Raw genomic sequence first — 14,027 nt, 5'->3', positions numbered from 1 at the left:
GGAGGGCCAGACCATGATTTTGCATGAAATGATTTCGTATGAAACACTGCGCCTGATCTGGTGGCTGCTGATCGGCGTGCTGCTGGTGGGCTTTGCCATCACGGACGGCTTCGACCTCGGCACGGGTATCCTGCTGCCGTTCGTCGGCAAGACGGACCTCGAACGCCGCGTCGTCATCAACAGCATCGGGCCCGTCTGGGAAGGCAACCAGGTATGGCTGATCCTCGGCGGCGGCGCCATCTTCGCCGCCTGGCCGCAGCTGTACGCCGTCTCGTTCTCGGGCTTTTACCTGGCCATGTTCGTCATCCTCGTGGCGCTGATCGTGCGCCCCGTGGCCTTCAAGTTCCGCAGCAAGCGCGAAGATCCGCGCTGGCGCGCGCGCTGGGACGCGGCCCTGTTCGTCGGCGGCTTCGTGCCGGCCCTGATCTGCGGCGTGGCCATCGGCAACGTGCTGCAAGGCGTGCCGTTCCGCTTCTCGCCGGACATGCACATCTTCTATGACGGTAGCTTCTTTGCCTTGCTCAACCCATTCGCCTTGCTGTGCGGCCTGGTGTCGGTCGCCATGCTGGTGCTGCATGGCGCGACCTGGTTGCAGGTGAAAACCGATGGCGCCGTGGCCGAGCGCGCGCGCCGCTACGGCAGCGTGGCGGCCATTGCCACCGTGGCGCTGTATGCGCTGGCCGGCTTGGCCCTGTGGCTGTGGGTCGATGGCTACCGCATCACCAGCGCCATCGTTGTCGATGGACCGTCGAATCCGCTGCTGAAAACGGCGGAAGTGCACGTCGGCGCCTGGTTCCACAATTTCGCGGCCCATCCGTGGATCTGGATCGCGCCTGCGCTGGGCTTGCTGGGGCCCTTGCTGGCCTTCGCCTTCCTGCGCGCGCGCCGCGAAGTGCCCGCCCTGCTGGCCAGCGCGGCCGGCATCGCCGGCATCATCCTCGGCGTGGGTGCGGCCATGTTCCCGTTCATCCTGCCCTCGTCGATCGACCCGCGCGCCAGCCTGACGGTGTGGGATTCCTCGTCCAGCCACCTGACCCTGTTCATCATGCTGGTCGTCACGGCCATCTTCATTCCCCTGATCGTGGCATACACGACCTGGGTATATAAAGTGCTGTGGGGCAAGGTCGACGGCAAGGCCATCGAAGACGACAGCGGTCACGCCTACTAAGAATTAACGAAAGGAAATAATTATGTGGTATTTCGCCTGGATACTGGGCCTGCCTCTGGCGGCGACCTTCGCCGTGCTCAATGCGATGTGGTATGAAATAGCCGACGGCGACACGACGCCGGAGCAGTACCGCGACACGTCCGACTAATCGCCTTCGCGATTGACGAGCCCCGCCCGGCGCGATGCCTAGACCATCGCCGCCCGGCGGGGCTTTTTGCTTCGATGCCGGATTCCGCCAGCAACAAAAAAGCCACCGCAACGGTGGCTGGTGTGGTGCTGGAAGGACTGGCCGTCAGGCCGGCGCCTTGTTCGATGGTTTCGGCACGGCAATGGCGATCGGGTCGCTGGCAGGAAAGCTTTCTTTCAGTGCTTCATCGAGCGCTTCCTCGGCATGGCTTTCGCGGGCCGGCGTGGGCGAATCGCGCTCCGGTGGCGGGGCGGGCGTGGTGGCGGCGTTGGTGCTGGATTGCATGATCTTCCCCTCGCTATGGTGCGCCATGCGGCCGGGCTGGCACAGGCGCGTGCAGAAATGTGCAGCTGCATCCAGCCTAGCACATCGCATGAAAAAGGCGCGCCCAATGCGCTGGCTTTGGCTGCCATGGCGGCGTCTGCTACACTGCGCTCCACTTTGATCGATGGAACCGCCATGACCACCATATCCCTGCCATACCGCGCCACCGCTGCCGAAGCCTGCGCCTGGCTGGCGCAACAGACGGGCACGCCGTGGACCCTGGCACGCCTGCTCGAGCAGGGCGGCTTGCCCTATGTCTGGCTCGATTACAGCGATGCGTGGGCGCAGCTGTTCCATGACGGCGTCACGCGCTATGCGGCGCCCGTCGTCTTCATCGAGGACAAGCGGCACCTGGCGTCGGGCGCCGACGACGTGCGGTTGCGCCTGACGCGCGACTCCGGCAATATCCCCATCGAATTGCCGGCGCCGGGCATGCGCGTGTCCAACGCCGGCTTGCACTTCCAGGAGCGCGATCTGTTGCGTCTGGTCAAGGAACTGCTGCAGCCGCCGCCGGCCGAGTCCGAAACGGACAAGGCGCCGTTTGTCTTGCCCAGCGCCTTGAAGGGCCTGGACCGCGAACAGATCCTGATTGCCTTTGCCGGCGTGGGAAAAGTGAACCTGGAGCAGGGGCTCGCCAGTGGCGTCGGCATCTTTGGCGACGATGGCGCGCGCGTGCGCAAGAATTCGCGCGGCGGCAAGAACAGCCATGTATGGCATCCCGTCACCCTGGCGTTCGGCCTGCACGACGTGCACCGCGTGCCGATGGCGCACCTGAAGAAGGCGTTCGCCACGCAGCCCCTGCTGCGCGAGTGGAAGGCCGACTGGCTGGAATCGTTGCGCCTGCTGGGCGAATAAGGGGCCGGACGCGGCCTTACAGCTCGATGGGGGCGACTTCCGTGCCGATATCGGGCGCCGCATAATGCATGCTGCAGTACACGAAGGCCGCGATATTGATGGCGACGCTGAGCCAGAACAGCACGCGGAACGCGCGCTTGCCGGACTTGTGGCGCAGCCATTGCTGCGCCAGCACGGCGCCCGGCCAGCCGCAGCATAATCCCAGCAGCAGCAAGGTGCGCTCCGACGTGCGCCAGCGTCCTTCCCTGGCGGCGGCCTTGTCGAGCGCATAGGCGATGAAGCAGCACAGGCTCAGCACGCCATACACGAGGGCGACGAGGACGGGGATGTGGAAAAAGAAAGTGGCCAGTAAATACAGGATGGCAAACAGCAGGATGGCTAGATAAGGCATGGTGGGGGTAGGGTTGCTGGAGCGGATGGCGTGGTCATCCATCCGTGATAAAAAACAGGCGACCTAAAACAGGCAGCCTTGCGCCGCATCAATCTGCACGGCGCGGCGGCGGGCGTGGCCCGTCTTCAATGCTTCGCGGTCGCTCGACAGCGATATGCCTTCCAGCGCCAACAAGGTTTCCTTGGCATGCAAGCCGCCCGCAAAGCCCGTCAATTCTCCCGTGGCGCCGATGACCCGGTGGCAGGGAGCGATGATGGAAATGGGGTTCTTGCCGTTGGCGGCGCCCACGGCGCGCACGGCGGCGGGGCGGCCGATCTGGCGCGCGATCTCGCCATAGCTGCGCGTCTGGCCATAGGGAATCGTCAGCAGCGCCTGCCACACTTCCTGCTGGAAGGTGGTGCCGGCAAAATCGAGCGGCACGTCGAACTGCTGGCGCGTGCCGGCGAAATATTCGCCCAGCTGGCGCGCCGTTTCCTGCAGCACGGCACAGTTGTCGTCGACGCGCATGTCGCCCAGGCGCACGCGGTTCGGCTTGTCGTTTTCCCACAAAATGGCGGCCAGGTCCGCGCCGCGCGCCACCAGGGTCAGCTCGCCCACGGGCGAGGGTATCACCTTACATATGGTTTCCATTGTCGTTCCTTGTCCATGCCGCCGCGGCGCAGGCCGTGGTCAATGAGATGAGCGCCAGTGTAGCAGGATGGCGGCATGCTGCATATCGCGTGTAGGATAGCGTTTTTTGCACGGAAAGCTGGCCTTGACGACTATCCCTACCTACGACGACATCCGCGCGATAGCCGTGCGGCTGGTGCAGCAACGCTATCCCACGGCCGTGGCGGCCATCATCGGCGGCTCGTTTGCCACGGGCCGGCAGACGCCCACGTCCGATATCGACTTGCTGCTGCTGTTCGAACATGTCGATTGCGCCTGGCGCTCGACCATCGTGTCCGAAGGGCGCACGGTGGAATTGTTCGCGCATGACGTGGCCACGTTCACATATTTCTGTAAAGAAATCGATGCGCCGCGCGGCACGGTGCCGCTGGTCAACATGGTGACCGAAGGGGAAAACATCGTCGCGTCCGGCCCGCACTACACCCAGTTGCTGGCGCTGGCGCAAACCATCGACGCGTCCGGGCCGCCCGTGCTCGATATGGACAACTTGCGGCGGCGGCGCTACGCCATCACCACCGCGCTGGAAGACCTGGTTGACAGCACCCACCCGGGCGAGGCGCTGGCCGTGGCCTGCCAGCTGTACGAACTGCTGGCCGACCTGCACCTGCGCGCGGCCGGTGCCTGGAGCGGCGGCGGCAAGCATCTGTTCCGCCGGCTGCAGGCGGTTGACGCCGCCATCGCCGGCCAGCTGGACGGCGCGCTGCGCCTGGCGGCGGCCGACTTGCCGGCCGGCCAGCGTGCCTTCGAACACGTGAGCGCCGCCATGCTGGCGCCCGTCGGCGGTCCCCTGCTGCATGGCTTCTGCCTGCCGGCGCCCGCGCACTGGCGCAGCGCGCCGCAGTAAAGGCGGCGGCCGCCGGCGCGCCAGGGGGACTTACTGCTGCGGCCAGCGCTGCGGATAATGCAGCTTGATGTAGTCGGCGACGGCCTTGACGTCGGCATAGCCGGCATTGCCGCGCCAGGCCGTGTACATGAAGCCGTTGACGCCCGTCACGCCATTGCTTTCCGCCTGCGCCAGCGCCTCCATCCAGGAGTGCACGTTGCCGGTGGCGAGGGCGCTGTCGTCATAGTAGCCGGCGATCATTTGCCGGTGTCCGCGGCCATGGAAGAATTCCAGCGACGCCTTGCGCTTGGCCGTCCCTTCGTCGCTCCAGTTGACGATAACCGTATTCGTTTTCAAGCCTTCCCATGAATTGCTCGCGTCGCCGTTGACGGCCCAGTATTTGGCAATGGCGTTCATCTTCGGGTCGAACATGTCGTTCCACACATACAGTTCCAGGTTCGGATACGCTTGCAGCAGGGTTTCCTGGTGCTTCTCGATCATATTTGCCAGGTATTTGCCGGCCGTGACGTTGCCGCAGGCCGGATCCCAGTTGAATACCCGGTTTTCATCGTAGTAGAGGAAGAATTTCGTCGGGCCGCCGAGCAGGCCGTGGATATTGTCGTAGTACTGTTTCTGGATGTCGAAGAATTTCTGATAGCAGGCGCTGGCCGGCGTGCCCCACATGGACGTCATGTTCTGCGCCGACTGATAGGCCGATACGCGCAGGGTGGCCCCTTCGCCGATGCTGCTTTGCGCGGGCAGGCTCAGCGATTCCACGCCAACGACGTAATCGAGCGATTCCACATAGGTGATGCTGCCGTCTTCCGACTTGACCGTGACGGGCAGGGTGGCGGGATTGCGGCGTATCGTATGCGCCAGGCCGATCTGCCTGATTTCCAGATCATCGAGCCAGACGGCGCCGGCTTGCAGCAGATCCGCCTTCCAGCTGCCGATGTACAAATACGTGAGGGGATTATTCCCCGTATTGAAGTCCAGATTATATTGTTGCCAATCCTGGTTGCTGGCCAATGTGTTGCCGCTGCCATTCCAGGCGCCGTTCTGCTGCGTACCCCAGCCCAGGCCGGCGCTGGCATTCGCGTACATGGGCGCCTTTGCCGTGGGATCGGTGATCTGTATCCTGAAGGCGGCGTCCGGATTGTAGTTTTCCGTCCTGACCCAGAACGATGCGCGGTAGGCGGTATTCGGCCGCAGATTGCTTAGTTTGCGGTGCAGGCGGGCCATATTGCTGTTTCCCGCCTTGCTGAACTTCAGCGAGCGCTGGCCCGTATGCGCGCCTATATGGTCATAGACCGTGTTGCCGACCGCTTTTTCAAACAATTCCCATGCCGGGCTGTTGTTTTCAAAACTGGTGTCGTCGATGGCGGACAGGCCGACCGGCACCGCGCGCCTGTCTTGCACGATGAACGGCGTGTCGATGGTCGGCAAGGCCTCGATCAAGTCCGGCGCGGCGCTGACGGGCACTTCCGGGCCGCCGCCGACCGGTATCAATTCGATGCCGTTATCCCTGGCCGCCTGCACCACGAGGGCAAAATTGGGGAAGTAATGGGGATATCTGGCCGCGGTGGCGGGATTGAGCATGGCCACATAGGAACCGCTGCCGCCCGCATTGAGGGCGATGCCGTTATACCCCTCCGCCTTGGCGACATGAATCAGTTCGATGACCTTGTTGAAACTGGCGTCGGCCGTGGAAGCGGCCGCCGTAATATTGCCGCCATAATAAATCCAGCGTTTTTCAAAGCAGTTCGTGCAGGCGGGCGTGGCCGCGCTTGCGGAAAGCACGGGCAGCACGGTCGCGCATGCCATTGCCAGCGCCGTCCAGATGGTCGTTCTGTTCATGTTCATCGGAGATCCCTGTTTTAAATTTTTGATAATATCAAAAAAACATTAAAACAAGGACGCATTCATCGATGATTGTTGGCTATTTCAATGCCATGTCCATCAATGCGCCTTTGTATGGCAGTGGACCACTGCCATGCCGGCACGGCGGACATTGTTCCGTCCGCCGTGCCGGCGCCGGCGATCCGCCTGTTTAGAACGTGCTGCGCACGGACAGGCTGATATTGCGCGGCTCGCCCCAGAACACGCCGTCGAAGAAGCCCACGTTGCGGTAGTATTTTTTATCCAGCAGGTTGTTGACGTTCAGCTGCACGCTGGCGTGCTTGCCGAGCGCATAGCTGGCCATGGCGTTGTACAGCGCGTAGCCGGCCTGCGGGATATTCGTGATGTCGCCCGATGGCGGACGGCCGTACCACGATTCGCTGTAGGTGGCGCTTTGCGCCGTCATGCTGCCGCCCACTTTCAAGCCTGCCAGCCGGCCGTCGAAACGGTAACTGGTGGCCAGGCGCAGCAGGTGGCGCGGCTGCGTGGTGGCGGCGCGGCGGCCATCGGCTTCGGCCGCGTGCAGGTAGGTGTAGCCGCCGTTCGCTTCCCAGGCCGGCGTGATCTGGCCCGCGACGTCGAATTCCACGCCCTTGGCCGTCACGCCCGCGCCATTGGCCACCATGGCTTGGCTGCCGTCGGGCAGCAGGAAGCCGGGCGGCACCGAGCGGTCGAGTTCGGCGAGGTTCTTTTTCTTCGTGTGGAACAGGGCGGCCGAGGCGTTCAGCTTGCCGTCATAGAATTCGCCCTTGATGCCCAGTTCGGCGTTGTCGCCCGTTTCCGGCGGCAAGAACTTGTCGTTGCGGTCCTTGCTCGTCTGCGGATTGAACAGTTGCGTGAAGCTGGCATACGCCGAATATTGCTTGCTGATGTCGAACACGGCGCCCACATACGGCGTGACTTCATTGCGCGTTTCCGCGAAGTCGCCGCTGCCCGTGTATACGCCTTGCGTGTTGTAGCTGCGCGTGTCCGTGCGGTAGGTGCTGCTGCGCGCGCCGATGATCACGTGCAGCGGGTCGGCCAGGCTCAGGCGCGTGGCCACGTAGCCGCCCGCCAGGCGCGTCACCGTTTCCGTGTGCGAGCCGTCCGGGTGGAACACGGGACGGGGAATGTTGCCCGTCCAGCTGCGGTAATCGGGGATGAAGTCCGGGTAATTGATTTCCGCCTCGCCGCCCAGCGAGCGTGCGCGCTGGTTGCCGCCGTTCCAGCCGACGATGGCCGTGTGCTTGCGCCCCAGCAAGGTGAAGGGGCCGCTGGCGTAGACGTCGAAATTGTCGCCCGTGTTCTTGCCGGCGCCCCAGGCGCCCGTCCACAGGCGCATGCCTGCACCCGTGGCCGGGTCGGGATGGCCGGCGCCCGCGTAGGCGACGGTGGTGCGGTTCGTGCTTTCCGTGCGCGCATAACCGAGGTGCATATTCCAGTTGCCGGGCAGGCGCTGGTCCAACGAAGTGAAGACCGTGTGCTGCTTGTTGGCCCAGGTGCTCCATGGCGTCGTGAAGCTGGTATTGCGCGGCAAGTTGGCCAGGCTGCCATCCGCGTTCCAGTAGGGCACGGCGCCCCAGGTGGCGCCCGTGGGCTTGTTATCCTGGAAGTCGACGCCCGCCGTCAGCAGGCTGCCAGGACGCAAGTCCGCCTCGACGATGACCATGCCGACCGTCTTGCGTTCGTGGTACATGTCCAGGTAGGAATCGCGTTTTTGCCAGGCCAGGGCGGTGCGGGCGCGCACGCTGCCGTCCGCATTCAGGGGCGTGGAGAGGTCGGCCTCGAAGCGCTGGTCGTCCCAGCGACCCATGATGAGGCCGGCGCTGGCCTGGAATTCCCTGGTCGGCCGCTTGCGTACCATGTTGATGGTGGCCGACGGGTCGCCCTTGCCGCCCATCAAGCCCGTGGCGCCGCGTATCACTTCGATGCGGTCGTATAGGATCGTGTCTTGCAGCGGCGCATTGCCGCCGCGCGCCATGCCGTCGATCTGGATATTGTTGATGCCGAAGCCGCGCGCGTAAAACGTCGTGCGCTCCGTATCGTTCTGGCCTACCTGGATGCCCGTCGTTTGCGCCAGCGCCTGGTCCAGGCGCACGGCGCCCAGGTCATCGAGCAGCTGGCGCGTGATGACGCTGACCGATTGCGGCGTCTCGCGCAGCGACAGCTCCATGCGCGTGGCGCTGCGCGTTTCGCCCGCCGTGTACGACTGCGTGCCTTCCGTCGTCGCCGTCGACTGGCCTATCACGGTAACGGCCGGCATGGTCGCGGCGGTGTCGGCCGGCGCCGTGTCGGCCGCCAGCGCCGGCACGGCCACGCCGGCGGCAAGGCTGAGCAGGGCGATCTGTAGCAGGTGGGGGAGGGGGCGCAAGGCGGGCTGGCGCGAAGAAGAGAAGACGGTGGTAGTCGATTGCATCATTTTCCTGGAATATTTTTAGTCGTGGGTGTTCCTATCTCGTCTGGCGAGGTGCGCAGTAGCTGGGGGGATGGCATGACGCTGGCCCGGAATCTGGCTTGGATAGCAGTTCCACCGCGCATGGCGGTGGAAAGGACGTGCATGATTCCTGTCACGATTCGTGAATAAGAATCATTATCAATATAAGTGGTATTTGCCAAATAATCAAGCGTGTGCACCAAGAGAGTGCATGCGGGCCGGTAGCGGCGCGTTGGCGGGGCTTCTGCGATAATGCAGGCGCTGACAAAATATTTTCCTTAATGAAAGAAATGCATGCGTACATGGATAGCCTGTGCAGGATGGTTGTGTGTCGTCTCGCTGGGCCAGGCCCAGGAGCTCGCGCCGCCGCCGGCGGTTTCCGCGCCGCAGCACAGTGCCAGCGTGCCGCCCGCCGTGGCCGAGCCTGTGCCCGCCGCAGTCGCGGCGCCTATGCCGGCGACCGATCCCGCCGCGGTGCCGGCGCCAGTCCCGGCCGTGGAAGCCTTGCCCTCGCAAACGGTGACGATCACGGCCAATAGCGATGCGAAGGCGCCGCGCGTGCGCTTCATGGCGTACCGGGACAGTTATCAGACGGCCAGGAAAGTGTGGCAAGTGTCGAGCGGCAGCGTGGTCATGGCCCTGCGCCTGATTCCCGCCAAGCTGAGCGCGACCATCGACGACGTGCGCGTGGCCCTGGTGGGCAATGGCGCGCCGCTGCCGATCAAGGTCGCCGAAGGCGGGGTGTTCGTCGTGCCCCTCAACGACGATATCGCCGCGCAGGATGGCAGTTTCCTGGTGAATAAGGGCAGGGGCGAGTTGACGGCGAACATCGTGATCCAGCCTGCCGTCGCGCGCGACGCATGGAACGTGACGCGCGTCGGCCAGGTGTTGCGGGACGCGCGGCGCGCCGTGCGCGCCATCACGCCGTGGTACAAGCGGCCGTTCGCCAGCGAAGTGCAGTCGCTGGCTTTTTGCGCGGCCGAGCGGGGCGGTGCACTGCACCTGATGGATGGGGAGCAGCTGATCGCCACCTTGCCCATGAACGAGCCGGCCGTCAACGATATCAACGCGCCCGTGTTTTGCAAGATCTTCGATGGCGAGGATAAATATCCAGGCCATTACCGCGTCGTCTTGCCCGAGCAGGCCACGGTCCTGCTGCTGTAGTCATTGCGGCTGGCGCTGCACGAGTTCCAGCGCCGCCGCCAGGGCCAGGTCCATGGTGGCCTGGTGAAAGATCAGCCATTGCGGCAATAGCGACAGCGCATGGCGTCCCTGTGCCAGGTCGCCCTCGTCGACGGCGGCCCACGCATGGTGCAAGCCGCTGAGCACGCGCGCATGCTGTTCGCGGTGGTTCGCCAGCGAGGGAAAACCGATCTGCTCCATCAAATCCTCTTCCTCGCGGAAATCGCGCTCGACGGCCGCGATCAGCTCGCGGAACGCCACGCTGAAGTGCTGGTCGCTCAGGTGCGCCAGCCGCGCCAGTTCCGCAAACAGCGCTTCGTGCGCCTCGTCGATGGCGGGCACGCCCAGCGCCATCTCATCCTTCCAGTGCGATTTTCCCATGCCGATACTCCCGGTTAAGTCCGTTGCGATGCAAGGCGGACTGTTCCAGTGTGGACGCAGCGAAGGTGGAAATCCATGATCTGGATCAAAAATGTGATGAAGAGGGGATGCGGGAAAGACGGAGAAAATAAATGAGAGGGGGAGCACATCCCCACCCGCAAAAAAACGGCTTTTAAAAAGAGGCAAGCCACGAGCGAGCGCCGCTGAAAAACGCGGCTGGCAAGGCGTCCTTGACGCAGGCAGTACGCTAGTACGGCAAGTCAAGGCAACGCGGCCAGCGGTGTTTTCTCAGCCGCGCGTATCTCAGCCGCACGTCCTTTTAGTGCCTGGGCCAGTGGGCAAACATGCCTTGTGCATCCACATTGGGCACCTGCAGCTGTTGCACTGCCGACGTCTGCATGGCATCCCTGAGCACGAGGGGGACCAGCAACAGGGCCGACAGGGCAAGGCAGGCCAGCACTTTGAGCGTCAACATGATCGTCTCCCGGTGTCCCGGCGGCGGCGCGGGGATGCGGCGCCTGCCGGTCACTCCATTTACGTAGCCGGCGACGTATTTTGACTGCGTACGCCTTACGTATCACCATGCTTGCAGTTTAGTTCACTTGATTGAAAGTTCAACTAATTGCTGTGACGCACTGCATCAAGCTGCCCGCCGGCGTGGCTTGCTTGAGCGCTATTTGGCCTTGCGGCCGCGGCGCGGCTTGCCTGCAGCCGGCAGGAAGGAATCGAACCACACTTGCGTCAATTGCCGGGTATTTTTCGCCGCTTCGCGCTTGACGGCCGCCGTGGCGTGACCGCGCGCCGTGTTGGCGATGCGGTTGGCGGCGCTCAGGTACATGCTCATCCAGGGGTTTTTCATGGGAGACCTCGCAGACAGGGAGTGGGGGCGGCGCACCTGCCGCCATGCCCCCACTGTATGCCGATGGCTGGCCCTGACTGTGCGCCGGACCACACTGGCGGGCGGTCCGGCCACCGCCTTGTGCTGGCTCAATACACGTCGCGGCGGTAGCGCCCGGCCATCATCAGGGCGTCGACGCCATCCTGGCCCAGAATTTCTTGCAGCACAGCATCGATTCCTGCCGCCATGCCGTGCAGGCTGCCGCACACGTAGACGATGGCGCCCTGTTCCAGCCACGCGCGCAAGTCATCCGTGCTGGCGCGCAGGCGGTCTTGCACGTACTCGCGCTGGTCATCGCGCGAAAAGACGCGGTCCAGGCGCGCCAGGTGGCCGTCCCGCAGCCAGCCTTCCAGCTCGGCGGCGCAGATGCTGTCGACGGCTTGCTGGCGCTCGCCGAACAGCAGCCAGTTGCGGGCCAGCCCCGCCTGCTTGCGCGCGCGCAAGTGCGAACGCAGGCCGGCCAGTCCGGAACCGTTGCCGATATAGATGCAGGGCACATCCGCCAGGGCCGGGGCGAAGGCGGGGTTGGCTTGCAGGCGCAGGCGGATGGGGCCATCCAGCGGCGCGAAGCGCGTCAGCCAGCCGGAGGCCAGGCCATGGCCCTCGTTGGCCGCGCCCGCATGGCGTTCCTGGCGCACCAGCAATTGCAGTTCGCCATCCTGCGGCAGCGAGGCCAGCGAGTAGCTGCGCGGCGCATGCGGCGCAGCCTGCGCGTCGCCATCGCTGCCATCTGCATTGCAAGGAATGATTTCCGCCAGCGCGCCCGCTTCCCAGCTGGCGCCGGCCGGGCCCGTCAACGTGATTTCATGCAGTTCGCCGCCCAGGCTGCCCGGGTTGAGCAGCACGCGGCGCACCAGGCGCCACTCGTCATACGAGGCGGCTTCCTGCACGCCGATGGCGTCGATGGCACTGCCGCTGCAGCGGGCCAGCGCGTTGGACCAGTCGGCCAGCGCTTGCGCGTCGTGCTTGTCCACTTCGATCAGGGGGAATAGGGCAGTGGCGCCCAGCGCGCGCAGCTGCTGGTCCAGCGCGTGGCCAAAGCCGCAGAAGGCGCTGTAATGGCGGTCGCCCAGGGCCAGCATGCCGAATTCCAGGCCCGCCAGCGGCGAGCCCGCCGTTTGCCGCAGCAGACGCGCGAAGCGGCGCGTGCCGTCCGGCGCTTCGCCTTCGCCAAAGGTGCTGGCGACGATCAGGGCCCGTTCATACTGGCGCAATTGCGCGGGATCGAGCTGGTCGAGCGATTGCACGTCGACGGCCACGCCCGCCTGCTGCAGGGCGCGCGCGCTTTCCAGCGCCAGGCGCTCGGCCTGGCCCGACTGGCTGGCGTAGGCCACCAGCGTGGGCAGGCCCGTGTTCGCCTTGCCTGGCGCGCCGGCGCCCAGCATGGCGCGCTGCGCCTGCACGGCCCGCTTGGCCTTGCGGCGGCCCAGGTACAGCATCCAGCCCGTGATGGCGAACAGGGGCAGGCCGAGGCTGGCCAAGGTGACGATGATGCGGCCCGGCAAGCCAAAATACGTGCCCATGTGCAGCGGATAAATGATGTTGACGAGGCGCGCACCCAGCGCCTGCTGGCTGTACGGCTCGTTTTTCGTGATCGTGCCGTCGGCCGGGGAAATGGACAGGCGGCTGCGCGCCCGCTCGTGCGGCGCGTCGCTGGCCAGCCACGTGAATTGCACGGCGTCGCCGGCGCGCGTGGGCAGGCGCACGCTGGCCAGGGTCCAGCCGGCGGCGTGTTGCTGGAAGGTGCTCCAGGCCAGGCCGATGTCGACGGCGGGCATGTCTTTTTTCTCCCTGGCCGGTCCCTTTTTCGCCGGCGCCTGCGCCACGCGGGGCGGCTTGCCGGCCCAGGCGTCGACATGGTCGCGCACCACGTCGTAGCTCCAGTAGATGCCCGTCAGGGTCAGCGCCACATACACGACCAGGCACCAGGTGCCGGCCACGGCATGCAGATTCCACAGGAAGGAGCGGCCTTTCAGGGCCGGATCGAAGGTCAGCCAGGTGCGCCAGTCCAGCGGTCGGCGCGGCCAGCGCAAGTACAGGCCGGACAAGGCCAGGCCCAGCAGGCACAGGGCCAGCGCGCCCGCCACCTGGCGGCCCGGATCGCGCGGCAGCAGCAGCCAGCGGTGCAGCGATTCCGTCCACTCGAAAAAGCCCGCGCCCACCAGCGCCGGCTGCGTCGCGCCCGTGTACGGATGGACGTAAATGGACTCGCCGCGCCGCTGGCCGTTCTTCGGCGCGAAGAACAAACGGGGAGCCGCGCCCGCTTCCGCATACATGGTGATCGAGGCGACGCGCTGGCCGTGTTCCGTCTCGGCGAGGCGGCCCAGCTGGGCCGGCGTCAGCGGCGCGCGCGTTTCCACGGCGACATGGCGCACGCCAGGGTTCATGAGGTCCAGCAATTCATCCTTGAAGGCCAGCGTGGCGCCGCTCAAGCCGATGATCACCAGCACCGTACCGGCCGTGATGCCGATAAACCAGTGCAATTGAAACCACACCTGCTTCCAGCTCCAGTGCCATGCGCGCCGTTTCGCGCTGGCGGCGGGCGCCTGGCTGGCCTGGCTGGCGTCCTGCGCATCGTCGGCAGCGGCGCGCAGTTGCGGCTGGGGCAGGGAGGAAGAGGAGGTCATGGCGGCTTTCGATAGTGCAGCCATGGGCGTCAGGCATGGCAGGGACGATGGTGGAAGGCTGGCATTTTAACGCAAACGAGAATCATTCGCAAATGATGGCAGGGTGGCCAGCTGTTGCGCGGAAGGCGCGGTTCGCGCCCCGGCATGCTGCAGATGACGTCTTGATAATTTACATCGTCGTGAAATTGTGTGAAAATGAAAATCATTCTC

The 14,027-nt window shown here is 64.9% G+C and carries 14 protein-coding genes; 5 read left to right on the top strand and 9 right to left on the bottom strand.

What is annotated here, in order from left to right:
* Positions 1 to 13: 13 nt before the first annotated feature.
* Both cydB and cydX read left to right on the top strand, forming a co-directional pair.
* Complete coding sequence (gene cydB / locus YQ44_RS15820; RefSeq protein WP_071326543.1) at positions 14 to 1,168, top strand: cytochrome d ubiquinol oxidase subunit II; 1,155 nt, start codon at positions 14 to 16, stop codon at positions 1,166 to 1,168.
* Positions 1,169 to 1,190: 22 nt separating this feature from the next.
* The gene (gene cydX / locus YQ44_RS15815) at positions 1,191 to 1,316 is read left to right on the top strand and encodes a cytochrome bd-I oxidase subunit CydX (protein WP_071324206.1); all 126 of its coding nucleotides are present in this window, start codon (positions 1,191 to 1,193) and stop codon (positions 1,314 to 1,316) included.
* 144 nt (positions 1,317 to 1,460) lie between these two features.
* Here cydX and YQ44_RS15810 read toward each other — a convergent pair whose 3' ends face one another.
* On the bottom strand, positions 1,461 to 1,640 hold the full coding sequence (locus YQ44_RS15810; RefSeq protein ID WP_071324205.1) for a hypothetical protein: 180 nt from the start codon (positions 1,638 to 1,640) through the stop codon (positions 1,461 to 1,463).
* A gap of 174 nt (positions 1,641 to 1,814) precedes the next feature.
* Here YQ44_RS15810 and YQ44_RS15805 point away from each other — a divergent pair, with 174 nt between their 5' ends.
* On the top strand, positions 1,815 to 2,534 hold the full coding sequence (locus YQ44_RS15805) for a hypothetical protein (RefSeq protein ID WP_071326542.1): 720 nt from the start codon (positions 1,815 to 1,817) through the stop codon (positions 2,532 to 2,534).
* 16 nt (positions 2,535 to 2,550) lie between these two features.
* On the opposite strand, the gene YQ44_RS15800 is transcribed toward YQ44_RS15805, so the two are convergent.
* Together YQ44_RS15800 and YQ44_RS15795 are read right to left on the bottom strand one after the other, a co-directional pair.
* Positions 2,551 to 2,925, bottom strand: a complete 375-nt coding sequence (locus YQ44_RS15800) for a DUF1294 domain-containing protein (RefSeq protein WP_071326541.1) — start codon at positions 2,923 to 2,925, stop codon at positions 2,551 to 2,553.
* Positions 2,926 to 2,988: 63 nt separating this feature from the next.
* The gene (locus YQ44_RS15795; RefSeq protein ID WP_083411890.1) at positions 2,989 to 3,555 is read right to left on the bottom strand and encodes a methylated-DNA--[protein]-cysteine S-methyltransferase; all 567 of its coding nucleotides are present in this window, start codon (positions 3,553 to 3,555) and stop codon (positions 2,989 to 2,991) included.
* Positions 3,556 to 3,679: 124 nt separating this feature from the next.
* On the opposite strand from YQ44_RS15795, the gene YQ44_RS15790 reads away from it, so the two are divergent.
* On the top strand, positions 3,680 to 4,438 hold the full coding sequence (locus YQ44_RS15790; protein WP_198043714.1) for a nucleotidyltransferase domain-containing protein: 759 nt from the start codon (positions 3,680 to 3,682) through the stop codon (positions 4,436 to 4,438).
* Positions 4,439 to 4,468: 30 nt separating this feature from the next.
* On the opposite strand, the gene YQ44_RS15785 is transcribed toward YQ44_RS15790, so the two are convergent.
* Together YQ44_RS15785 and YQ44_RS15780 are read right to left on the bottom strand one after the other, a co-directional pair.
* Complete coding sequence (locus YQ44_RS15785) at positions 4,469 to 6,280, bottom strand: carbohydrate binding domain-containing protein (protein WP_071324203.1); 1,812 nt, start codon at positions 6,278 to 6,280, stop codon at positions 4,469 to 4,471.
* A gap of 187 nt (positions 6,281 to 6,467) precedes the next feature.
* The gene (locus YQ44_RS15780) at positions 6,468 to 8,711 is read right to left on the bottom strand and encodes a TonB-dependent siderophore receptor (RefSeq protein ID WP_198043713.1); all 2,244 of its coding nucleotides are present in this window, start codon (positions 8,709 to 8,711) and stop codon (positions 6,468 to 6,470) included.
* 312 nt (positions 8,712 to 9,023) lie between these two features.
* Here YQ44_RS15780 and YQ44_RS15775 point away from each other — a divergent pair, with 312 nt between their 5' ends.
* On the top strand, positions 9,024 to 9,893 hold the full coding sequence (locus YQ44_RS15775) for a hypothetical protein (protein ID WP_156894878.1): 870 nt from the start codon (positions 9,024 to 9,026) through the stop codon (positions 9,891 to 9,893).
* On the opposite strand, the gene YQ44_RS15770 is transcribed toward YQ44_RS15775, so the two are convergent.
* From YQ44_RS15770 to YQ44_RS15765, 4 genes are all read right to left on the bottom strand, one after another.
* Positions 9,894 to 10,292, bottom strand: coding sequence for a bacteriohemerythrin (locus tag YQ44_RS15770; protein WP_071324201.1), 399 nt, complete (start codon positions 10,290 to 10,292; stop codon positions 9,894 to 9,896).
* A gap of 319 nt (positions 10,293 to 10,611) precedes the next feature.
* The gene (locus YQ44_RS29035; RefSeq protein ID WP_156894877.1) at positions 10,612 to 10,767 is read right to left on the bottom strand and encodes a hypothetical protein; all 156 of its coding nucleotides are present in this window, start codon (positions 10,765 to 10,767) and stop codon (positions 10,612 to 10,614) included.
* Positions 10,768 to 10,965: 198 nt separating this feature from the next.
* On the bottom strand, positions 10,966 to 11,151 hold the full coding sequence (locus YQ44_RS29030; RefSeq protein ID WP_156894876.1) for a hypothetical protein: 186 nt from the start codon (positions 11,149 to 11,151) through the stop codon (positions 10,966 to 10,968).
* A gap of 128 nt (positions 11,152 to 11,279) precedes the next feature.
* Positions 11,280 to 13,817 (bottom strand): PepSY domain-containing protein, encoded by a 2,538-nt coding sequence (locus YQ44_RS15765; protein ID WP_083411888.1) that lies wholly within the window; start codon positions 13,815 to 13,817, stop codon positions 11,280 to 11,282.
* Positions 13,818 to 14,027 lie beyond the last annotated feature (210 nt).

It is taken from the genome of Janthinobacterium sp. 1_2014MBL_MicDiv (assembly GCF_001865675.1).
Classification (GTDB): Bacteria; Pseudomonadota; Gammaproteobacteria; order Burkholderiales; family Burkholderiaceae_D; genus Janthinobacterium.
Note: the sequence above shows the minus strand (reverse complement) of the source record. Positions and strands in the feature narration are given on the sequence as shown.

Excerpts from the sequence above, each read along its gene's own strand:
- YQ44_RS15770 (WP_071324201.1), bottom strand. The coding sequence starts at position 10,292 with ATGGGAAAATCGCACTGGAAGGATGAGATGGCGCTGGGCGTGCCCGCC.
- YQ44_RS15805 (WP_071326542.1), top strand. The coding sequence starts at position 1,815 with ATGACCACCATATCCCTGCCATACCGCGCCACCGCTGCCGAAGCCTGC.
- YQ44_RS15775 (WP_156894878.1), top strand. The coding sequence starts at position 9,024 with ATGCGTACATGGATAGCCTGTGCAGGATGGTTGTGTGTCGTCTCGCTG.
- YQ44_RS15800 (WP_071326541.1), bottom strand. The coding sequence starts at position 2,925 with ATGCCTTATCTAGCCATCCTGCTGTTTGCCATCCTGTATTTACTGGCC.
- YQ44_RS15795 (WP_083411890.1), bottom strand. The coding sequence starts at position 3,555 with ATGGAAACCATATGTAAGGTGATACCCTCGCCCGTGGGCGAGCTGACC.
- cydX (WP_071324206.1), top strand. The coding sequence starts at position 1,191 with ATGTGGTATTTCGCCTGGATACTGGGCCTGCCTCTGGCGGCGACCTTC.
- YQ44_RS29030 (WP_156894876.1), bottom strand. The coding sequence starts at position 11,151 with ATGAAAAACCCCTGGATGAGCATGTACCTGAGCGCCGCCAACCGCATC.
- YQ44_RS15810 (WP_071324205.1), bottom strand. The coding sequence starts at position 1,640 with ATGCAATCCAGCACCAACGCCGCCACCACGCCCGCCCCGCCACCGGAG.
- YQ44_RS15785 (WP_071324203.1), bottom strand. The coding sequence starts at position 6,280 with ATGAACATGAACAGAACGACCATCTGGACGGCGCTGGCAATGGCATGC.
- YQ44_RS29035 (WP_156894877.1), bottom strand. The coding sequence starts at position 10,767 with ATGTTGACGCTCAAAGTGCTGGCCTGCCTTGCCCTGTCGGCCCTGTTG.
- YQ44_RS15765 (WP_083411888.1), bottom strand. The coding sequence starts at position 13,817 with ATGACCTCCTCTTCCTCCCTGCCCCAGCCGCAACTGCGCGCCGCTGCC.
- cydB (WP_071326543.1), top strand. The coding sequence starts at position 14 with ATGATTTTGCATGAAATGATTTCGTATGAAACACTGCGCCTGATCTGG.
- YQ44_RS15780 (WP_198043713.1), bottom strand. The coding sequence starts at position 8,711 with ATGCAATCGACTACCACCGTCTTCTCTTCTTCGCGCCAGCCCGCCTTG.